Origin of the sequence: Peptoanaerobacter stomatis (assembly GCF_000238115.1) — a bacterium.
Classification (GTDB): Bacteria; Bacillota; Clostridia; order Peptostreptococcales; family Filifactoraceae; genus Peptoanaerobacter; species Peptoanaerobacter stomatis.
In genome coordinates this window covers 5,309-25,809 of sequence record NZ_JH414547.1, presented here as the reverse complement: position 1 = coordinate 25,809, position 20,501 = coordinate 5,309, and the positions used below count along the sequence as shown (strand labels likewise).

Below are 20,501 nucleotides of genomic sequence, written 5' to 3'. Positions count from 1 at the left end.
TTTACAATAATATCATAAAAATATTTGAAAATTAATTTATTATTTGTCTTAATATAATTTGCTGTTTTTCTTTTTAAAAATATAAATAATACTAAAACATCTTCCCAAAAATATCTAAAAACATTTTGGCAAACAGTAATACTATTACAACTATCATCATAGGTCTGATAAATTTTGCTCCTTTTTTTATTGCAAAACCTGCTCCCATATAATTACCTACTATCCCCGATACTGCAGCCGGAATTGCTATGGAATATAATATTTTGCCTGAGTATATAAATGCTATAAGAGAAGCACAATTAGATGCAAAATTAAGCATTTTTGCATTACCGGACGCTGTCCTTAAATCATACTTCATGATCAAGCAATACGCTATTATTGAAAACGTCCCTGTTCCGGGGCCTATAAGTCCATCATAAAATCCTATTATAATCCCTATTACAAATGCTAATATGTAAGCTTTTACTTTTGGTATTGAATCAGAGTTGTTTTCATCTCCAAAATCCCTTTTTAATAATATAAACACGGCAACTACAGGTAAAACACACACAAATATTTTATTCAACAATTTTTCGTCTATCAATAAAGCCAAATTCGTACCCATAGATGATCCGGTAAACGAGCTTATAGCTGATACCAATGCCACTTTCCAATCGAGCACCTTATTTTTAAAAAATCTGAATGTAGAAAAAGTTGTACCTATGCCTGCTGAAAATTTATTACATGCCATCGCATTATGTATCGGTAAGCCTATAAATAAATATGCCGGTAGAGAGATAAGTCCTCCACCTCCTGCAATAGAATCTATAAATCCTGCAAGAAATGTCAAAAAACACAATATAGCAAGTAAATGAGTTGCAACCATAATAATCTCCTTAAAAAATATTTATAGAAAACTTATATTATACTAAAATTCGATACAACAACAGAAAAGTTGTGTAAATTTAATATAATAATTGATATTATTGTTTTTAAGAATTTATTAGCTAAGTAAAATTAAATATAGTCAAAATAAAAAAACTTATATACATCTTATCCATTAATTAAACGAATATCACTATAATACTAAAACTCAATATAATTGCAGAAGAATAACGCTTTGTAAATTTAATAAAATACAGCATTATTTATAGACTTTTTAATATAAACTATCTATTATTCTATTGAAAATAAGTACAGACATTGTCAATAAAATAAATGTATCAGGACAATAAGCCCGAAGAGTAAAAGATACAATACTTTTCAGGCTTATTACAATTTTTTCCTTTTAAACACATAGATTATTTCCAATGCGTTTTTTATATAATCTTATTTGGAATCTTTTTCTAAATTCATAAAAATGTCCAATAAATACGGATCATAAAACTCGGCTTTTTTTCGTTGCAATTTTTCAACGGCAACATCATTCTCATCAGTATCTGACAATATCCTATTATCATTGTGAGCAATATCCAGTTCATAATAATAGTCGTTAACTATGCGAAGTATTCTTGATATAAGAGGTATATCTTCCCCTTTTATACGATATTTTCCGCTACCGTTCCAATTTTCCATAAAATATAATATCGCAAGTGATATATCCATTGTCTTTGATATTTGTTTGGCAAGGTTGTATGTGTTTTCAAATGTTCCTATTTCAAATGATTTACTCTCCAAATAAATATCTCCTACATCATAATATTTTGTCAGCAACATCAGATTTTCCATAGTTGTTTCATCAAGATCAATTGCATATGCCAGTTTTCTGCAACATTCTTCTATGCAATTTTTATAAGTTTTCTTAAATCTGTTATTATCAAGAGATCTGTTGTAAATTATTTCCAAAAATCTCTCTTTAAATTTTTGACTTTCAAGTATTTTTATCTCATACATCTCTTTATCTGCCACATTCATTATTTTTACAATGTCTTCGTTTTCATTATAAGATACGTCCGCTCCCATAGACACAGACAGTTCCCCATACAAAACTTTTTTGTTTTTAAACTCGTTTAATGTATTTTTTATAAAAGACTCTACTTCTTCTTTAGATGTATTATTCAAAACAATTGTAAATTCATCTCCACCCATTCTCACTACGAATCCGTTTTTCGGTGTCATTTTAGATAATACTGATGCGGTATCAGCCAAAGCTGTATCTCCTCTACTATGCCCGAAAAAATCGTTTATCAATTTAAGTCCGTTCAAATCAGCCACAACAATTCCTATCGGATATTGTTCAGGCATAAGATTTATCACATACTCATTAAGATATAATCTATTATATACTCCTGTAAGCACATCAACCTGAGATTTTTTTACAAGCTCTTTTTCTTTAGACTTTCTCGTCCTTATATCTCTAAAAGACATATAGGCAAAATCTTTATTAGAGAAGTTCACTTTACTTATAGTTATTTCAACATCTATGTCAATACCGTTTTTATCCTTCATAAGAAGTTCACATTTTTTTGTGTCCTCTTTACTTAATACTTCTTCTAATATTTGTAAGAACTCTTCTTTTTGATTGTCATAGAAAAAATCAAGTACGGATTTGCCTATAAGTTCTTTTTTATTGTCATAATTCAAAAGATATACGCTCTCTCTATTTGCCTGAATTATTACAGCTTTATCCAAAACAAAAGATGCGTCCGAAGAATTGAAAAATATATTTTTGAACATTTCCTCGCTCTTTTTCAACAAATATTCCTTATTTCTTATCTCTATAACTTTATCTTGCAACTTTTTGTTTTGTAATTGCAGCTTTTCCTCGCTGTCTATAAGTTCTTTCATAAGATGATTTTTTAAATTTATACTGTTTATAATCTCCGCAGATATTACCGTTGCAATAGGATATATTATCGTTATGGCTATATAAAGCGGTATACTCTCAACATTTCTATTTTTCGGATTTACGAGTATAGCAATGATGCTTGTAAAATTAGTTAAAAATGATAATATAAATATATCTCTTGAAGAAGCTTTTTTGCCCTTAGTTCTCTTATAAGCAATCACAGTAAATATATATGCCAAAACGATATTTACAAGTGCAGGTATGGTTCCGTTGGTTTTTCTATATGCTCTGAATATAAGTGCAATAAGCGAAGTTATTCCTCCTCCGAGCGGTCCGTAGAATATACCCGAAATATTTATCAAAACTTCTCTTACATCAAAATTACTTTTGCTGTTCATCATAATGAAAGGTACAGACATATCAATAATAACTACTATTGCAAACATTATTCCCTGGATTATTGAATTTAACGTTCTTTTTTTTATACGATTATTTATCGAACCTGATAATAACATAACTGATACTATAAAACCGATTTTTATAATAAATTCCAATACGCCTTGCATAAAACCTCAGTTCTCCTTTAATATACAGCAATAGTTTTTTTATCTTATATTTTTATCTTATAAATGAATAAAAAATCTAAATCTTTAGTTTTATTTACAAATTAATCTATTATATAATAACTCGAATAAAGTATACCATAAATTATAAAAAAATAATATATTTTTTCAATTACTTTACAAAATAAATAAATATGCCTATAGTCTTGATTTTAAAAGTAGTTAATGTGCAAAAAGTATTATGAAACAACATATTTTTAGAAAACATATAATATTGCTATTTAATTTCTAAAAATATAGTATTTTTACTAAAAAAAGAGAGATAGTACACAAGGTAATATCTCTTTTTTATATTTATTTTCATTTTCAAAAATTTATTTTTAGATTTTTTTGAATTTTATTATTTTGCTGCTATAGGCTCAGCTGCCGTAAGCTCTACCTTAGACCAGTCAAAACCGCTCGCATCGTCATGTCTGAAGTTATACATTTTAACTCTCTTATTTACAGGTAAAAATTCAACTCTATTTGTTTGAGGTATAGATGGTGCTTCATCGAAGAACACTTTTTCAAAATTATGATAAAGTGCAGGCATCTTTTCAGGATCCATAGCTTCTTCCGTGCCTAAAGCTTTTAATGAATCATCTAAAGTTTGTGATGTATATCTTGATAGATTAAATGGCGCTTCTGAACCGTAAAGCCCTGAAGGATTAGGATCTGATGCCAAGCCGAACGCAGCCATAAATGCATCTATTGCAGGATCATCAGCTGTCAATCTGTCATAGAATATATTAAAGTCTAATAATCTTCCATCTACCAATTCTACATCTAATCCTATTTCTTTCCATTGTTGCATATAGTATTGTGATAACGGCTCTTGTATTTCTGAACCGCTCATCATTGCAAAGTTTATTTTAAATTCTTTTCCGTCTTTTCCTTCTCTTACACCGTCACCATTTACATCTTTATATCCTGCTTCTTCAAGTAATGATTTAGCTTTTTCCAAATCATATTCATATCCTGTCATCTCAGGATCGTGTAGAGTTGAAAATACAGGAGGTATAGGGCTTACTGCATTGAATCTCAAGCCATTATAGAATTTTTCTCCCAAAGCATTGTTATCTATTGCATAAGCCATTGCTTTTTTAAGATTTACATCATTCATTTTGGCATTAGGATCTGCTATTACTTTATTGTTTGATGAGTCCCATTTTCCTTGTTTAAATCCGAGATATGACATATACAAATCCATTCTTGTAGCTATTTTTATATTGTCAAGCTCTTCTAATTGAGGGAACACATCTGCCTGTGCTTCAAATAAAAGGTCATATTTCCCGGCTTGCATTGCAGCTACTTGTTGAGATGGAGGTACTATTTCTATCTCAACTTTTTTAACTTTCGGCTCGCCTTTATAATAATAAGGGTTTGCTTCAAATATAACTTTTTCACCTTGAATTATATCTTTTATAACATATGGTCCATAAGATAACGGATTTTTTCTAAGTGCATCGGACTCTGTTATTTTATCCATCGCAATGCCTTCATATTGTTTTGCATTCACAAATTCTGATACAAATCCTCCGCCCCATAACATATTAGGTGTAAGCTGTTTAACGTGTATCTTCATATTTGCATCATCTATTACTTCAAGTCCTGATATCTTATCGACTTTTCCTTCGTTATAGTCTTCTATTCCTTCAATAACTTTCATATCCGAGTCATATCTTGCAGATTTAGCGGCCATTATATATTGTTGGTTTGCCACTATTTCATAAGATTTTACTATATCTGCTGTTGTAACAGGATCTCCGTTTGACCACTTGAATTTGGGATTTATAGTGTAACTTACTGTTTTAGCTTCTTTGTCTATATTTAATTTTATAGGAGTTTCATCACTGTCAGCTATAAGTTTGAAGTCTGCATCTATAGGAAAAGCTCCATCCATAGTATACTTCATAATAACATTATCGGTATTATCAGTATATAAGTATCCGTTAAATATTCCTTTAAACGGTGAATCTGATACAAGACCTACTTTTAATGTACCTCCGTCTACTGCCTCTCCCTCATTTTCAATGAGTCCCGGATATTTTTCTTCTATCGAAGAACTTGATTTCGCAGTTTCTTCTTTTTTGTCAGCAGTTTCTTCTTTTTTGTCAGGTGTAGCGCTTGGGCTACCGCAAGCTGTCAATGTCATAGTTAAAGCAATAGCTGTCGCTATGCCTTTGAACCATTTTTTCTTCATTACTAAATTCCTCTCCTTTTTTTAATTATATTTTAAATAGTTTTGTACATATTTATTTAATAATAGTATAAATTCATCCTCAAAAACCTGTATATTAAATAAAAAACGCTGTCTTTGAAATATATGTATTGATAAACTTAAAAAATTATCTAATATTCTTTAAAATATAAAAAAATATATACATAACTATAATAAAAACTTGTTTATTATTAACCTAATCTCTGTTTTGCATCTGACGCACGTCTTAAAGCCTGTCCTATATAATTTATGCAAAGCATTATCACAAGCAATAATATAGCCGCAGGTAGCCAAACATACAATTTATATTGTATGATTTCAGGTTTTGAAGCATATGCTATTAGGGTACCTAACGAAGGTGTAGAAGCCGGCAAACCGAATCCTAAAAAACTAAGTGACGTTTCTATTCCTACATTTCCAGCTAATGCCAATGTTGCATCTACTATTATTATTGATGATATGTTAGGTAATATTCCTTTAAACATTATTTCCAAATCGCTTGTTCCCATTGTCTTAGAAGCACTTACATAATCTCTTCTTGCTTCAGAAAGTGCTTTTGAACGCACCAATCTTGCTGTTCCTGTCCAATAAAATGCTGTCATAATAAATATAAATGAAAATAAGTTATACGTCGGTATTATTGATACAAATGCTATTATTATAAGCATTGTAGGTAATATACCTATAAAATCTACTATCCTCATCAAAACAGAGTCAACTCTTCCACCATAATATCCCATACAAAGCCCTGCAAAGAGTCCTATTGTAGAGGTAAGTATAGTTATAGAAAAACCTACAATCAAAGAATTTCTTGCTCCGACTATCAGCAATCCTATTATACTTCTACCGCCGGCATCTCTACCTAATACGTCCCAAAAATTATTAAACGATGGAACATCATATTTTCTTAATATATCTACTCTTCCAAGCTCTTTCATATTTATAAACATTGAAGCTATAAATACAAAAGCTATAAGCAACACCACTATCCAAAACGATATAGTTGCAAGTTTATCTTTTTTAAACTCTCTAAGTATCACTGCAAATCCCATAGGGTTTTCTTTTTTCTGATTTATCTCTAATATTTCCAATTGTTTTTCTATATCCGTTTTTTTATTTTGTATATTCTCCACTGCTATACCTCTATTCTATTCGTATTCTCGGATCTACTATACTCATTGTTATATCGGATATCAATGAGCCTAATAAAAACAAAAAACCATAAATTAATATTAAAGATGTAACAACACTGAAATCACGAGTTTGTATTGATTCTAAGAAAAATTTACCCATACCTTGATAATTAAAAATTGATTCGGCTATTACAGAACCTCCAAGCAATCCTGATATTTGAAAACCGAAAAATGCGGCTATAGGTAATAGAGAATTTCTGAATATATGATAAGTATACACTTTTTGCATAGGTACACCCTTGCTTCTTGCTGTTTTTACATAGTCTTGCGTCTTTGCATCTATTACTTCATTTCTAAGGTATTGTATTGTGCTTACAGAGCTTATTATCGCTATACATACGGCAGGCATTATCATATGATGTAACTTGCTCATATAATATGCAAATGTGCCTTTTACAACATCCGATGATACCGAGCCTATAGTAGGAAACCATTTAAGTTTATATCCGAATATCAAAATGAAAAATAAGTACATTACAAACGAAGGTATTGCAAATATGAAAAAGTTAAAAAACACAACTGTTTTATCAAATTTGCTACCTTGGTTTTTACCTGCGAAAATACCGATTGGAATAGATGCCGCATACATTATTATAATTGCGAATAATGAAAGTGCAAAGCTGTTCATGGCACGCACACCTATTACCGACATAACAGGAAGTTTATAATTATAACTCATTCCAAAATCGCCTTGCATCGCTTTTGTAATCCATCTTCCATATTGTATGTACCACGGATCATAATATCCTGACTGTATTCTAAGCTGCTCAACTACATTTTGATCTATATTAGGGTTTAATAAACCCGTAAGTGCATCTCCCGGCATAAGCTTTGCCAATATGAATACCAATATGCTGAGTACAAACAGTTGCGGTATCATTATAAGTATTCTGCGAAATATCGTCTTCCACATCAGTTATTTTCTCCCTTCTTCATCGCTACATAATGAGTTTCTCCAACTTTTTCTAAAGGATATACTCTTCCGCAGTTATCATAATACTCATCGTAATATTTTTCAAACTCTGCATCGACTTTTTGCCTGTTCTTTTTCAATTCATGTTTTAAACTCGGATTTATCTGAGGTATTGATGCAATAAGTCTTTTAGTATATATATGTCTCGGATCTTTATATATATCTGCCTTATTTCCTGTTTCAGTAAAACGTCCTCTGTGCATTATGTAGATATAATCACACATATGTTTTACTACACCGAGATCATGAGATATAAATATATATGAAAGGTTGAATTCTTTTTGAATTTGCTTAAGATAATTCAATACCTGTGCCTGAACCGATAAGTCAAGTGCCGATACAGGTTCATCAGCAATTATAAGTTTAGGTTTGCAGGCAATAGCCCTCGCTACGCCTAATCTTTGTCTTTGTCCACCTGAAAATTCATGCGGATATTTGAATATGGAGTCCATCGGCATACCTACTATCTCCAACAATTCACACACCTTTAATTTTTCTGCTCTCTTGTCAAGTTTGTCAAAATTTCTGATTGGTTCAGCCAATATATCAATCACTCTTTTTTTAGGATCCAAGCTGGACATAGAGTCTTGAAATATCATCTGAACATCTCTGTTATATTTTATTTTTTTTCTTACTTCGGAATTTAATATATTCTCATTATTGTATAAAACTTGTCCTGACGTTGCTTTTTCCAAGCCCACAATAGTTTTTCCGACGGTAGATTTTCCGCTTCCGCTTTCTCCTATGAGTCCATATGTTTTTCCCTCTTCTACTATCATATTTACACCATCTACCGCATAAACATGATCTATTATTTTATTAAAAAATCCTCCACGAATAGGATAATGCACTTTTAAATCTTTTATTTCAAGTAAGCTCATCAATTATCCTCCTCTTTAAAATAAAAGTCTTTCCAACAAGTACACCTAACAAAGTGCCCCGGTTTTACTTCATGTAATACAGGATTTTTTTCGTGAGATGATTCCGATATATGCGGTATTCTTGATGCAAATCTGCAACCTTTTCTTGGTAAATTTTTAAGCGAGGGAACCATTCCTTCTATTACGTGCAAGTCTTTTCCGTCTTCCGAATTCATTTGCGGTATGGAATTTAACAAACTTCTCGTATATGGATGAAGCGGATTGGAAAATAATTCTTCACTTAAAGCAAGCTCGACAATCTGACCTGCATACATTACGGCAACTCTATCAGCCATTTGTGCAACCACTCCAAGGTCATGTGTTATAAGAACTATTCCAGCTTTTATTTCTTCTTGCAAATTAGTCAGCAAGTCCAATATCTGCGCTTGTATAGTCACATCTAATGCCGTTGTCGGCTCATCCGCTATTACAAGTTTAGGTTTACAACTAAGTGCTATAGCTATTATAACTCTTTGACGCATACCTCCTGATAATTGATGAGGAAACTGTCTGTATATTCTTTGCGGATTTTCTATCCCTACCATTTTTAAAAGTTCCAAAGCTCTTTCTTTTCTATTGTCGGAATCTAAATCTGTATGGTATATAAGTGCTTCTTCTATTTGATTACCTATTCTTTGAAGAGGATTTAATGCGGATAAAGGATCTTGGAATATCATCCCTATTTTTCCGCCCCTTATCTTATTATATTCATCCTCGCTTATATTTAATATGTTCTGATTTTCAAATTGCACTTCACCGGATACTTTTGTATAATTCGGATTATGTAAGCCCATTATCGTCGTAGCAAGTGTACTTTTGCCACAGCCTGATTCTCCAACTATAGCAAGTACCTCATTTGAATATATAGTAAGATCTACATCGTCAACCGCATCATAATAGCTGTCTTTTATTCTAAATGCAGTGTGAAGATGTTTAAGTTCGCATAAAGCTGTTTTTTCTCCCATTTTTCACCTACTGTATAATTTTTATTAGTGAATATATAAAATAAAAATTTTATAAATATTTTTTATGTCCGCATTACATTTTACTTTATTTTAAAAAAATATGCAATATAATAATGAACTTACTCTTACATATCATTAATTATATTGCATTTTTTACTTACAGTTTCATTTATATTTAATCATTTAATAATTCTAATTTGCTGTTTTTATTTGTGTCCATATCTTATCATATACCTGATTATAATCTCCTAAATCTATAAATATCTCTCCCAAAGATTCTATTGAACCTTCCGGATACATTTGAGGATTATTTCTCTCTTCCTCAGGTAAAAGTTTTATGGCCTCCAAGTTTGGTGATGAATATTTTATATATTCAGCGTTTTTAGCCGCTATTTCCGGCTTATTCATAAAGTTTATGAACATTTCCGCTTCTTTTTTGTGTTGTGATTGTGTAGGTATAACCATACAATCTATAGATACATTAGTACCTTCTTTAGGTATGGAATACTCAAAGTCGGGATTTTCAGATTTTATATACATTGCATCTCCGGACCATGCCAAAGACATATCAGCTTCTCCGCCTATTAAAGCTGTTTTATAGTAATCTACTTGATAAGAATTTACCAATTCTTTTTGTTTTATAAGTTCTTCCTTTGCCTCTTCAAGTTCCTTGTCATCTTTTGTATTTAAAGAATATCCTAATTTTTTTAAAGTTATACCTATTGTATCTCTCGATGAGTCGAGCATTATTATATTTCTCTTATATTTTTCATTCCACAATATATCCCAAGAGTCTACAGGATCAGTTACAACCTTGGAATTATAAGATATACCTACTGTTTGCCACATATATGGTACATTATATTCCTGTTTAGGATCATAATTAAGACCTGTAAATCTTTCGTCTATATACTTGGCATTTGGAATATTACTATAATCAAGTGTTTGCAACAATCCTTTTTCTCTCATTATTCCAACCATATAGTCTGAAGGGAACAGAACATCGTAATTTGTACTGCCTGCCTCTATCTTCGCCAATAATTCTTCATTATTGTTAAAATTTTCATAATTTACTTTTATACCTGTTTCTTCTTCAAACATATTAATAACATCAGGATCTATAAAATCTCCCCAGTTGTAAACATTTAATGTTATATCAGATTTTTTTGCTCCATCATCATTATTGTTAGACGAACACCCTGTTAAAAATAATGTTAATATCAAAATTGATATAAAGATTTTTTTCAAATCTCTACCTCCTCTATTTTTTTAATAATACTTTATAATTTATTTTTTTCCTGTTCCATCTTATTCGTTCTGATCTGTAATACTATCATAAGTGCTATTATAACTACAAGCATAAGTGTTGTAAGTGCGTTTATCTTAGGTGATACACCCCTTTTTGTCATAGAGTACACTTTTATTGACAGAGTAGCTATTCCCGAACCTGTTGTAAAAAAGCTGACTATAAAATCATCGAGTGACAGCGTAAACGCCATAAGCGCTCCACTTAAAATTCCAGGTTTTATCTCAGGCAATACAACTTTAAAAAATGTCTGTATAGGTGTAGCACCTAAATCTTGAGCAGCTTCCGAAAGATTTGGATTAAGCTGTTGTAATTTAGGCAATACGGCAAAAACCACATATGGTAAACAAAAAGTTATATGTGCAAGTATGAGCGTAACATAGCCTAATTTTAAAAACTTGAACAACGAAAAAAATGATATTAACGATACACCTATTACTATATCCGGATTTATCATAGATATATAACTTAAATTCATCATAGCTTTTTTATAATTTGATCTCATAGACTGTATTCCAAGAGATGCTAAGGTTCCTATTATTGTAGATACTATTGATGAGGCAGCAGCTACAAAAAATGTGTTGTAAAGCGATGATATTATCGACTTGTCTTTAAACAACTGTTTATACCAGTCTAATGTAAATCCTGTCCAGATTCCCCCATATTTAGACTTGTTGAATGAAAATACAATAAGTACAACTATGGGTAAATATAAAAACAATAGTACAAAAAACAAATATATATTTGAAAATAAATCAGTTTTCTTTACCATAATGCCCCTCCTGTATCATCACCTGAATATTTATTGAGAAGAAGCATTGATATTAATATTATAAGTATCAATATCATAGAAATTGCAGAACCGAACTGCCAATTTCTTGCCGCCAAGAATTGATTTTGTATAAGATTTCCCATAAGCATACTGTGTCCTCCACCTAATAAGTCCGATATTACAAATGTGGATATTGCCGGCATAAATACCATTATAACTCCGGAAACCACACCCGGCATACTTAGTGGAAATATTATTTTTCGAAACGTTGTAACTGTATTAGCGCCCAAATCTCTTGCAGCCTCTATATAATTTTTATCAATTTTTAAAATAACAGTATATATAGGTAATATCATATATGGCAAAAAATTGTATACCATACCCATAAGCACAGCACCATCAGTATATAACAGTGTAAGCGGCTCATTTATAATACCTGTTCTTAATAAAAAAGAATTTATCGGTCCGTTATCTTTAAGTATAGACATCCACGCATATGTTCTCAACAAAAAATTGGTCCACTGCGGCAACAATATAAAAATTATCAAAAAATTTCTGATTCTCAATCCTTTGTTTGCTATTATATATGCTACAGGATACCCTACTATAAGACATACAATCGTAGAATATAAAGACAGTTTCACAGAGCGAAAAAATACATCAATATATATAGGTTCAAAAAACTGCTTATATTTATCTATTGTAAAATTAAAAGAAATTTTTCCTATTTGATTAGATGAACTTATAGAAAATACAAATATTATTATTAGCGGAATAACAGTAAATAATAATGTCCAAAGTATATAAGGAGTACTCAAAAGACTTTTTTTATTCATCTTCAGCCCCTTTCTTCATTACATGTATAGCATCGGGAATGAATTCAAGTCCTACTGTAGTATCTACTTTAGCTATATGTATTGTATGTATCATCCATTCAAAATTAGTATTTTCATCTACAACTATAACTTCATAATGCACACCCTTGAAAACCACATCTGTAACCTTACCTGTTATTTTTGCATTTTCCGGTTTTATTATACTTATATCCTCAGGTCTTATAACAACATCCACTTTTTCATTATCTCTAAAACCTTTATCAAGACAGGCAAAATGAGCACCGTTAAAAGATATAAGATAATCTTTAAGCATTACTCCGTCTATTATATTGCTTTCTCCGATAAAATCGGCTACAAACCTATTTTTAGGTTCATTATATATATCTTCCGGTGTACCTATCTGCTGTATAACCCCATGATTCATAACAACTATGGTATCCGACATTGTAAGTGCTTCTTCTTGGTCATGAGTAACATATATAAATGTTATTCCAAGCTCCATTTGCATAGTTTTAAGTTCATATTGCATATCTTTTCTAAGCTTTAAATCCAATGCAGCAAGTGGCTCATCAAGTAATAGAACTTTAGGTTTATTTATAAGTGCTCTTGCTATTGCTACCCTTTGTTGCTGTCCTCCGGATAAAGAATGTATAGATCTTTTTTCAAAACCTTTTAAATCTACTAATTTCAGCATTTTTTGTACTTGCTCATCTATAACTGCTTTATCAACTTTTTTCAATTTAAGTCCAAAAGCAATATTTTCATATATATTCATATTAGGAAAGAGTGCATACTTTTGAAATACTGTGTTTATTGCCCTTTTATGAGGCGGAAGATCATTTATTTTTTTTCCTGCAAAAAATAAATCGCCACTATCAGGATATTCAAAACCGCCTATAATCCTAAGCGTTGTAGTTTTACCACATCCGCTCGGACCTAAAAGAGTTATAAACTCATTTTCCCTGATGTAGAGATTAATATCTTTCAAAGCATCTTTGCCGTCATACGATTTGGATATACCTTTTAAGTCTATTATTATATTCGCCAACCAACTACCCCCTTGATTTAATCTTGAAAATTAATAAATCATATAAACTTAGCCGTCAAAACAATAAAAAACATTTTAAAAAATTAAATTCTTAAAAAACTGCATATAATTTTGTTATATGCTCAGTATTACAAGCAATCCCATTAAAAACTATAATTTTCTAAAACGTCTTGTATGATTAATTAATTAACTAACTATTAAGTAAAATATAGCATATTTTACAAAATTTTGTTTTAAAATCATAAAAATTTTAAAACCGTTTCAAATGAAAAACCAGTTTTCACTGAATTTTAAACATTTGTGCACTTTATAAAAGAGGAGAAAAAGTGCATTCCATATTTATTACAATTTTAATTGTTGACACAGGTTTTGTCAATCATTTTTTTATTGTTAAATTTTTTAAACTTCAATAATAATTTTCTCAAAAAATATATAAAATTTTCTTAATATATGATATATTTTTATATAATGATTGTATTATACTGTTAATTTATACTAAAAATTAATACTATAATGAATATTCTTGTTTTTAAAAGTTTATTGCTAAATAAAGCATATTTATTAAAAGTAAAAAATATACACTATATTCTATACATTAACTAAATGAATACCGGTATTAAATCGTAAAAGTGTCAGTAATATACATTAAAAAAATGAGTATAAAAAATTATAAAAATCAATAACACGCTTATTTTATGACATTACATTAATTTGGAAAGTGAGATAATATGTTTATGGATTTCATAGGAAATGTAAATCTTCCTAAAATTTTGATAATTTGCCCTATAGGCTTTGAAAAAAGTATTTTTGATAATTTGGTAGATAATTTAAAACAAACTTATTCATTTTGCATTATAAATTTAGAATATGAAGATGGTAAAATTTCTTATAAAGGTGCTTTTAACAATGCTATAAAGATAGAAAATCTGTTATCTGAAAAAAACATTACAGGGTTTAAAATCTTATTTTCGCTATCGCTTAGCGGAATGACAGCAATCAAATTATATGCAAATAATAAAATAAAATTTGATTATTGCATATTGGACAGTACCCCTATGCTTGATCTTGGTCTTATAAAAGAAAAATTTATAACATCCGTATTTTTAAAAGAAAGAGCAAATTCGAACTCTTATGCAAATGAATATAAAGATATATTAAAAACGGCATTAGGAGATAATGTGGATATATTCTTAAATATGGTAGACAAATTCGATGAAATATCTTTAAAATATATAATACAGGATACTATAAGATTTAATTTTCCAAAAATACAGGAAATCAGGCAGAAAAAACTATACATAAGATATGGCGAAAATGACTTCTCCAAAAAATCCATAAATTATATAAAATTACATTACAATAAATCAAACATTTATATAAAAAAAGGAATGACACATCTTCAGGAGTTTTTAGAACATAATGACAAATATATTGATTTTATAAAGAAAGTAATAAATATAACTGACTGATACTACTCTCTTACACTAAAAATTAATAGAATAATAGAAAAACATAATAATTAATTTTTCCTGTAGACTATGTGTACTAATGTTATATAATTATACAAATTGTCCATAATTTTATTAGAGAATAGTATAAAAACTAAAAAACATACCAACGAAGTGATATGTTTTTTAGTTTTTATTTATTTCTTCTATTATCAATTCTTTTTCTTCTAAATATTTTTTACACATCTTGCTCAGTTTCATACCTTCTTCATAAAGCTTTGACGCTTCTTCAAGTGATATGTCTGACATAGATATTTTTTCCGATATTTCCTGTAATCTCAATACATTATTTTCAAAATCATTTGTTTTTTTCGGCATATTTTTTCTTCCTTAACAAATCTGCATCTATTTTATACTGATATTTCTTTAATCAACGAATAATATTTATTATCCTTTTTACTTTAAGATTTTGCTTATCTGATAAATTCTAAAAAACAAACATAAAATATTTTCTATTAACTCTTAAATTCTTCCACTAATACACTTACATTTCCATCTTTTAATCTAATCGTCAACCTATCTCCTAATGCCAAATCTTCAGTTGTTTTTATGAATCTGTCGCCCTTTTCTACAAGTGCAAAACCCTTTGACAATATATTGTTGTAGTTATTTTCTTGCAAAATGGAACTCATATAAAAAAGTCTATCTTTATAACTTTGAATTTTATCTTTATAAGCCTGCTCTATAAATGATGTCAACTCTAATAATGATAACTTTTTTTGATTTATCTTTTGATATGGTGTATTGCTCTGTATCAAAAACCTATATGAATTAATCTTTGAATTATATAGATTTATTATATTTTTATATGAAATATTGATTGATTTTTCAAAATTATCTATTGTATCATATACTTCCTGCAGATTAGGTACTGATAATTCTCCTGCTATCGAAGGCGTAGGCGCTCTCATATCTGCAACAAAATCACATATCACATAATCAATTTCATGGCCTATAGCCGATATTATCGGCACATTGCAATCAAATACAGCTTTTGCAATAAGCTGTGAATTAAACACGCTTAAATCATCTGTATCTCCGCCGCCTCTTGATATTATTATTGTATCTACACTTAAATCACTTAGAGTATTTATTCCTTGAACTACATTATTTTCAACATCTATTCCTTGCATCTTTGAGTCATAAATAATAAGTGTGACTTTAGGATATCTTCTGTTTATCACAGATATTATATCTTTTACAGCAGCTCCTTTTGCAGAAGTTATGATACCTATTTTTTGAGGAAATTTTATTATAGGTTTTTTTAATTCATATTTAAAATAACCTAATTTTTCCAATTTTTCATATAATATTTTAAACTGTTCATAATTATTCCCTTGCCCTCTTTTTTCATAACTGTTTATTATTATAGAATATGTTCCGCTTTTTTTATAAAAACTTATCTTTCCACTTACAGTTATAAAATCGCCTTCTTGAACATCAAATTTTTCCAAATATGTTATTGCATTTAGCTTTGATTCATCATCTTTAAGCGATAAAAAGGTATATCCATATCCGGTTTTTTTGAGATTGAAAACTTCTCCTCCAACCGACATATTTGAAAATATAGGATTGGTGCCTATATAATTTGCCAAATAATCATTGACTTGTGATACTGTTAAAGTTTTTAATTTCATTTTTCAATTTCTCTATCAGAATTTTGTGCATATTCTTTTAATACACCGTTTATAAAGCTTGAAGATTTTTCATCTGAATATTCTTTTGCCATATTAAGAGCCTCATTTATAGCAACTTTATAAGGTATATTCATATATTCTATATCTAATATAGCTGTTCTAAGTATAGCTAAATCTATCTTTGAAAGCCTTCCTATCTTCCAAGTGTTAAAAAGCAGTTTTTCTATCTGTTCATCTATATGTTGCCTATTTTTTATGAACAAATCCATCATATTTTTAAGATAATCTATCTCATCATACTCTTCCAAACTCTCGTTAAAATATTCATTTCTTCCGCTATTTTTGTACAATATCTTGCCGTCATTTGACGATATTTCTTCAATATCAAAATCATCTTTTATATGAGAAGCCGAAAAATCTGAAATTAATTTTTTTATATGGTCTATATTATCAAAATCCTCTATATTGCTCGCATCTATCTCTTTGTTTTCATCTTTTTTTCTGTAATCTACATATATGTTGTCAACTTTTGAATAATCTCCGGTTATGCTCATCTGATATATTATCTTCATAACTGTCTGTCTTTGTGTCTTTCTTGTCATTTTCTTCTTTATATCTTGTATATTTTTTTCTTCAAGCTGCATCTTAGTTTTCTTCCTTTGGCATTATATCGTATACATATACATTTACAGCGGATACTTTAAGCTCTACCATTGTCTCTATTGAATTTTTTATATTTTCTTGTAATTTTTCCACTTCTTTTTTTATTTCAGTTCCATAATAAAAACTTACATATACATTGACTTTTACTTCATTATTTTCTATTTCCACTTTTGGTAATTTAGTATGAATTTTTTTTGTAGCATCTTTTGGTATATTGCTGACACTGTCAAGTTCGCTCATAGCTAATCTTACAATAGTGTTTATTACTTCTCTTGATATCTTTACTTCTCCTAAATCTGTATTTATCATTATTTATGCCTCCTTTTTTTGATTTTTCACACTTAAAAGACATTAAAAATTTTATTATAAAACAACTGAAATCACACCAAAATATGATGTGATTTTGAAGCTGAATATTATATTTTTAAAATTGAGTATTATGTTATTTTGCGTTGTGGAATACATTTTGGATATCATCATCATCTTCCAATGAGTCCAATAATTTTTCCATCATTTTTTCATTACTTTCATCTATAGTTGTATAATTTGCAGGTATCAATTTTACATCTGCCGATACAAACTCATAGTTTTTACTTTCCAATGCTTTTTTCACTTCAAGAAAATCTGCTGCATCAGTATATATAACGTAACAGTCCTCTTCTGTAACAAAATCTTGAGCATTAGCTTCAAGAGATACTTCCATAAGCTCATCTTCATTTATGCTGTCATTTTTTTCTATTATTATTTCGCCTTTTCTCTCAAACATAAATGATACACAGCCTGTTGTTCCTAAGTTACCGCCATTTTTATCAAAGTAGTGTCTCACGTTACCTGCCGTTCTGTTTTTGTTATCTGTAAGAGTCTCTACTATCATAGCAACTCCTCCAGGACCATAACCTTCATATACTATGGATTCGTAATTATCTCCTTCTCCACCGCCTGCACCTTTTTTAATTGCTCTATCTATATTATCGTTAGGCATATTTTCAGATTTTGCTTTATCTATTGCATTTTTAAGTGCCGCATTATATTCAGGGTCTGCTCCTCCATCTCTTGCAGCAACTGCTATAAGTCTTGCATATTTTGTAAATATTTTTGCTCTTTTGGCATCTTGTTTGCCTTTTCTGTTTTCGATAGTGTGTAAACGACCCACTATATTACCTCCCTAAAAATAAAATTATTGCAATAGCAATTTTACCATAAAATAAGTTTGTTGTAAAATGTTTGTTAAAGGTGACAGTTTTATTTTTTATAATTATGAAATGAGAGTTTATTAAAGTATAGACTTAAAAAATATTATAAATCTAATAAAACTATCGTTTATATATAACTATACAAATATTACTTAAAATCGTCAATATTTGTCAAATCGTTCAACTTGTTATTATCATAGTCGAGCATTAAAACATATGTTTTAAACTGATTTTTTGTGGATATTTCACATTTTTGAGACGCTTTTTGCGCCAATATGTCATATACCTTTTCAAAACTGTATTCTTTTATATATTCATTTACTTGTCTCGTAGTATTGGAATTTATAACCAAATTTAAAAGCTCATATGGTGCTTTCATCAAAGCAAGATTTGCTACAATTATTTCATTTTTTGCATCTGCTATATGTGAGTGCGTATTGAATATTCCACCTGCCAATTTTACTGCTTTACCGAAATTTCCGGCTATCAAAACTTTTTTTATATGATTATAAGTAGTTATCTGTTCCAATGCATATCCTATATAATTACTGCATATACATATTTTTTCCGATGATATGCCCATCAAATTCAATGCTTTTTCACCCATATTACCGAATGCAAGTACAATATTATCAGAGTTTTGAACTTTTACATTTATTTCTTTTGATATGGATGATTTCATGGCTTCTACACTCATAGGTTCAACTATACCCGTTGTGCCTATTATTGATATTCCTCCTATTATTCCAAGTCTTTCATTAAAAGTTTTTTTCGCTATTTCTTCTCCGTTTTCCACACATATTTCTATGTCAAATCCCATATCGGTTATAGATTTTATCTCTCTTATAATATTTTCTTTAGGTTTTGAATTTATAGCGCTTTGACCTATATTTGCATCAAGTCCTTTTCGTGTTACAACACCTACACCTTTTCCGCCTGTTATATTTATATTTTTATCGTTTCTCTTATTCACTTTTGCATATATAAGCGCAAGATTTGTTGCATCTATATCATCTCCGGCGTATTTTCGTGAATATACTGTTACCTCATCTTTTTTTATTTCATATCTTTCCAATAATACTTGTATATTTTTGTTATCATGCAATGTAAGTTCTATACTTTTTAACTCTTTTTGTTCTAAAAAATATAAGGCTCCTGCCTTTGAAACTGCTGTGGCAACTGTACCTGTTGTTATTCCACGTCTAAGTTTTTTTCCATTTGAATCCACATATCCAAGTTGATTTTCGTAAAATTCTTCAAGGTTTTTCTTGATTGAATTGTCCATTTTTTCCTCTTATTTAAATTAATACTAATATCCAATCAGATACAAAGAAAACAAAAATTTTTTAATACGATAAAACCAATGAATTTAAAATTAATTAAAATATATTTCCCTGTAATTATAAAAAATATTTTAGGTTTACAATATAAGTGCAACACCTAATAAAAAAATAATGACTCATAAAACAAAAACTTGTATAATAGAGTTTGCGAAAATAAAATACAAGGAGTTGATATTTTATGAGTCATTACACTCATCTTAGCATAGAAGAAAGAGAAAAGTCAAGAGTTATGTTAGAACAAGGTATAAGTATACGTGCTATAGCACGTATACTTGTTCGCTCGCCCTCAACCATATCTCGTGAATTTAATCGTAATTCATATGCTAGCGGTTCTTATGCCGCTCATCATGCTCAAAAAAAGTATCTTAAAAGAAAATCTAAATGTGGTAAAAAAGCTATATTACAATCTAATGAACAAGCTAAAAACTACGTTATTGATAGACTTGACTTAATGTGGACTCCTGAGCAAAATATCAAGGTAGAGCAAAAGTTAAGAAAAAACTAACCTTTTAGTATTTCAATATAACACTATTTATAGAGCTGTCCATTCAGGT

General features: G+C 29.5%; 19 protein-coding genes. 2 read left to right on the top strand and 17 right to left on the bottom strand.

The annotated features are described in order from the left end of the window. Positions 1 to 91: 91 nt before the first annotated feature. The 11 genes from HMPREF9629_RS01560 to potA form a co-directional block, all read right to left on the bottom strand. Positions 92 to 865 carry a sulfite exporter TauE/SafE family protein gene (locus HMPREF9629_RS01560; protein WP_009524555.1) on the bottom strand — a complete coding sequence of 258 codons (774 nt, stop codon included), beginning with the start codon at positions 863 to 865 and terminating at the stop codon, positions 92 to 94. Positions 866 to 1,308: 443 nt separating this feature from the next. Further along, a complete protein-coding gene (locus HMPREF9629_RS01555) occupies positions 1,309 to 3,333 on the bottom strand; it encodes a diguanylate cyclase domain-containing protein (protein WP_009524554.1) in 2,025 nt (674 codons plus the stop codon). A gap of 397 nt (positions 3,334 to 3,730) precedes the next feature. Further along, positions 3,731 to 5,572 (bottom strand): oligopeptide ABC transporter substrate-binding protein, encoded by a 1,842-nt coding sequence (locus HMPREF9629_RS01550; RefSeq protein ID WP_009524553.1) that lies wholly within the window; start codon positions 5,570 to 5,572, stop codon positions 3,731 to 3,733. Between the two features lie 209 nt (positions 5,573 to 5,781). Further along, positions 5,782 to 6,723, bottom strand: a complete 942-nt coding sequence (locus tag HMPREF9629_RS01545; RefSeq protein ID WP_009524552.1) for an ABC transporter permease — start codon at positions 6,721 to 6,723, stop codon at positions 5,782 to 5,784. Positions 6,724 to 6,733: 10 nt separating this feature from the next. After that, positions 6,734 to 7,696: an oligopeptide ABC transporter permease gene (opp4B, locus tag HMPREF9629_RS01540; RefSeq protein ID WP_009524551.1), complete on the bottom strand. Its 963-nt coding sequence runs from the start codon at positions 7,694 to 7,696 to the stop codon at positions 6,734 to 6,736. After that, complete coding sequence (locus tag HMPREF9629_RS01535) at positions 7,696 to 8,637, bottom strand: ATP-binding cassette domain-containing protein (protein ID WP_009524550.1); 942 nt, start codon at positions 8,635 to 8,637, stop codon at positions 7,696 to 7,698. The genes opp4B and HMPREF9629_RS01535 overlap by 1 nt, the downstream gene beginning before the upstream one ends. Continuing rightward, positions 8,637 to 9,641 carry an ABC transporter ATP-binding protein gene (locus HMPREF9629_RS01530; RefSeq protein ID WP_009524549.1) on the bottom strand — a complete coding sequence of 335 codons (1,005 nt, stop codon included), beginning with the start codon at positions 9,639 to 9,641 and terminating at the stop codon, positions 8,637 to 8,639. The genes HMPREF9629_RS01535 and HMPREF9629_RS01530 overlap by 1 nt, the downstream gene beginning before the upstream one ends. A 192-nt stretch (positions 9,642 to 9,833) precedes the next feature. Further along, the gene (locus tag HMPREF9629_RS01525) at positions 9,834 to 10,889 is read right to left on the bottom strand and encodes an ABC transporter substrate-binding protein (RefSeq protein WP_009524548.1); all 1,056 of its coding nucleotides are present in this window, start codon (positions 10,887 to 10,889) and stop codon (positions 9,834 to 9,836) included. Positions 10,890 to 10,921: 32 nt separating this feature from the next. Further along, entirely contained in the window at positions 10,922 to 11,719 is a 798-nt protein-coding gene (locus HMPREF9629_RS01520) for an ABC transporter permease (protein WP_009524547.1), read from the bottom strand. After that, positions 11,713 to 12,555, bottom strand: a complete 843-nt coding sequence (locus HMPREF9629_RS01515) for an ABC transporter permease (RefSeq protein ID WP_009524546.1) — start codon at positions 12,553 to 12,555, stop codon at positions 11,713 to 11,715. The genes HMPREF9629_RS01520 and HMPREF9629_RS01515 overlap by 7 nt, the downstream gene beginning before the upstream one ends. Further along, complete coding sequence (potA, locus tag HMPREF9629_RS01510) at positions 12,548 to 13,603, bottom strand: spermidine/putrescine ABC transporter ATP-binding protein (protein ID WP_009524545.1); 1,056 nt, start codon at positions 13,601 to 13,603, stop codon at positions 12,548 to 12,550. The genes HMPREF9629_RS01515 and potA overlap by 8 nt, the downstream gene beginning before the upstream one ends. A 734-nt stretch (positions 13,604 to 14,337) precedes the next feature. Here potA and HMPREF9629_RS01505 point away from each other — a divergent pair. Then, positions 14,338 to 15,072, top strand: coding sequence for a hypothetical protein (locus HMPREF9629_RS01505; RefSeq protein ID WP_242821994.1), 735 nt, complete (start codon positions 14,338 to 14,340; stop codon positions 15,070 to 15,072). Between the two features lie 165 nt (positions 15,073 to 15,237). On the opposite strand, the gene xseB is transcribed toward HMPREF9629_RS01505, so the two are convergent. The 6 genes from xseB to cbiD form a co-directional block, all read right to left on the bottom strand. After that, on the bottom strand, positions 15,238 to 15,429 hold the full coding sequence (gene xseB, locus HMPREF9629_RS01500; RefSeq protein ID WP_009524543.1) for an exodeoxyribonuclease VII small subunit: 192 nt from the start codon (positions 15,427 to 15,429) through the stop codon (positions 15,238 to 15,240). A 137-nt stretch (positions 15,430 to 15,566) separates the two neighbouring features. After that, complete coding sequence (gene xseA / locus HMPREF9629_RS01495) at positions 15,567 to 16,748, bottom strand: exodeoxyribonuclease VII large subunit (protein ID WP_009524542.1); 1,182 nt, start codon at positions 16,746 to 16,748, stop codon at positions 15,567 to 15,569. Then, positions 16,745 to 17,392 carry a transcription antitermination factor NusB gene (nusB, locus tag HMPREF9629_RS01490; protein ID WP_009524541.1) on the bottom strand — a complete coding sequence of 216 codons (648 nt, stop codon included), beginning with the start codon at positions 17,390 to 17,392 and terminating at the stop codon, positions 16,745 to 16,747. Before nusB ends, xseA begins: the two co-directional genes overlap by 4 nt. Before the next feature lies 1 nt (position 17,393). Further along, the gene (locus tag HMPREF9629_RS01485; RefSeq protein ID WP_009524540.1) at positions 17,394 to 17,720 is read right to left on the bottom strand and encodes an Asp23/Gls24 family envelope stress response protein; all 327 of its coding nucleotides are present in this window, start codon (positions 17,718 to 17,720) and stop codon (positions 17,394 to 17,396) included. 133 nt (positions 17,721 to 17,853) lie between these two features. Continuing rightward, the gene (locus HMPREF9629_RS01480) at positions 17,854 to 18,564 is read right to left on the bottom strand and encodes a YebC/PmpR family DNA-binding transcriptional regulator (RefSeq protein WP_009524539.1); all 711 of its coding nucleotides are present in this window, start codon (positions 18,562 to 18,564) and stop codon (positions 17,854 to 17,856) included. 188 nt (positions 18,565 to 18,752) lie between these two features. Continuing rightward, entirely contained in the window at positions 18,753 to 19,889 is a 1,137-nt protein-coding gene (cbiD, locus tag HMPREF9629_RS01475; protein ID WP_009524538.1) for a cobalt-precorrin-5B (C(1))-methyltransferase CbiD, read from the bottom strand. Between the two features lie 236 nt (positions 19,890 to 20,125). Here cbiD and HMPREF9629_RS12715 point away from each other — a divergent pair, with 236 nt between their 5' ends. Beyond that, positions 20,126 to 20,452, top strand: coding sequence for a transposase (locus tag HMPREF9629_RS12715; RefSeq protein WP_009524537.1), 327 nt, complete (start codon positions 20,126 to 20,128; stop codon positions 20,450 to 20,452). The last annotated feature ends 49 nt before the right edge of the window (positions 20,453 to 20,501 follow it).

Coding starts and splice junctions, on each gene's coding strand:
- cbiD (WP_009524538.1), bottom strand. CDS start 19,889: ATGGACAATTCAATCAAGAAAAACCTTGAAGAATTTTACGAAAATCAA.
- xseB (WP_009524543.1), bottom strand. CDS start 15,429: ATGCCGAAAAAAACAAATGATTTTGAAAATAATGTATTGAGATTACAG.
- HMPREF9629_RS01530 (WP_009524549.1), bottom strand. CDS start 9,641: ATGGGAGAAAAAACAGCTTTATGCGAACTTAAACATCTTCACACTGCA.
- HMPREF9629_RS01505 (WP_242821994.1), top strand. CDS start 14,338: ATGGATTTCATAGGAAATGTAAATCTTCCTAAAATTTTGATAATTTGC.
- opp4B (WP_009524551.1), bottom strand. CDS start 7,696: ATGTGGAAGACGATATTTCGCAGAATACTTATAATGATACCGCAACTG.
- HMPREF9629_RS01535 (WP_009524550.1), bottom strand. CDS start 8,637: ATGAGCTTACTTGAAATAAAAGATTTAAAAGTGCATTATCCTATTCGT.
- HMPREF9629_RS12715 (WP_009524537.1), top strand. CDS start 20,126: ATGAGTCATTACACTCATCTTAGCATAGAAGAAAGAGAAAAGTCAAGA.
- HMPREF9629_RS01485 (WP_009524540.1), bottom strand. CDS start 17,720: ATGATAAATACAGATTTAGGAGAAGTAAAGATATCAAGAGAAGTAATA.
- nusB (WP_009524541.1), bottom strand. CDS start 17,392: ATGCAGCTTGAAGAAAAAAATATACAAGATATAAAGAAGAAAATGACA.
- HMPREF9629_RS01520 (WP_009524547.1), bottom strand. CDS start 11,719: ATGGTAAAGAAAACTGATTTATTTTCAAATATATATTTGTTTTTTGTA.
- HMPREF9629_RS01550 (WP_009524553.1), bottom strand. CDS start 5,572: ATGAAGAAAAAATGGTTCAAAGGCATAGCGACAGCTATTGCTTTAACT.
- HMPREF9629_RS01515 (WP_009524546.1), bottom strand. CDS start 12,555: ATGAATAAAAAAAGTCTTTTGAGTACTCCTTATATACTTTGGACATTA.
- HMPREF9629_RS01555 (WP_009524554.1), bottom strand. CDS start 3,333: ATGCAAGGCGTATTGGAATTTATTATAAAAATCGGTTTTATAGTATCA.
- HMPREF9629_RS01560 (WP_009524555.1), bottom strand. CDS start 865: ATGGTTGCAACTCATTTACTTGCTATATTGTGTTTTTTGACATTTCTT.
- xseA (WP_009524542.1), bottom strand. CDS start 16,748: ATGAAATTAAAAACTTTAACAGTATCACAAGTCAATGATTATTTGGCA.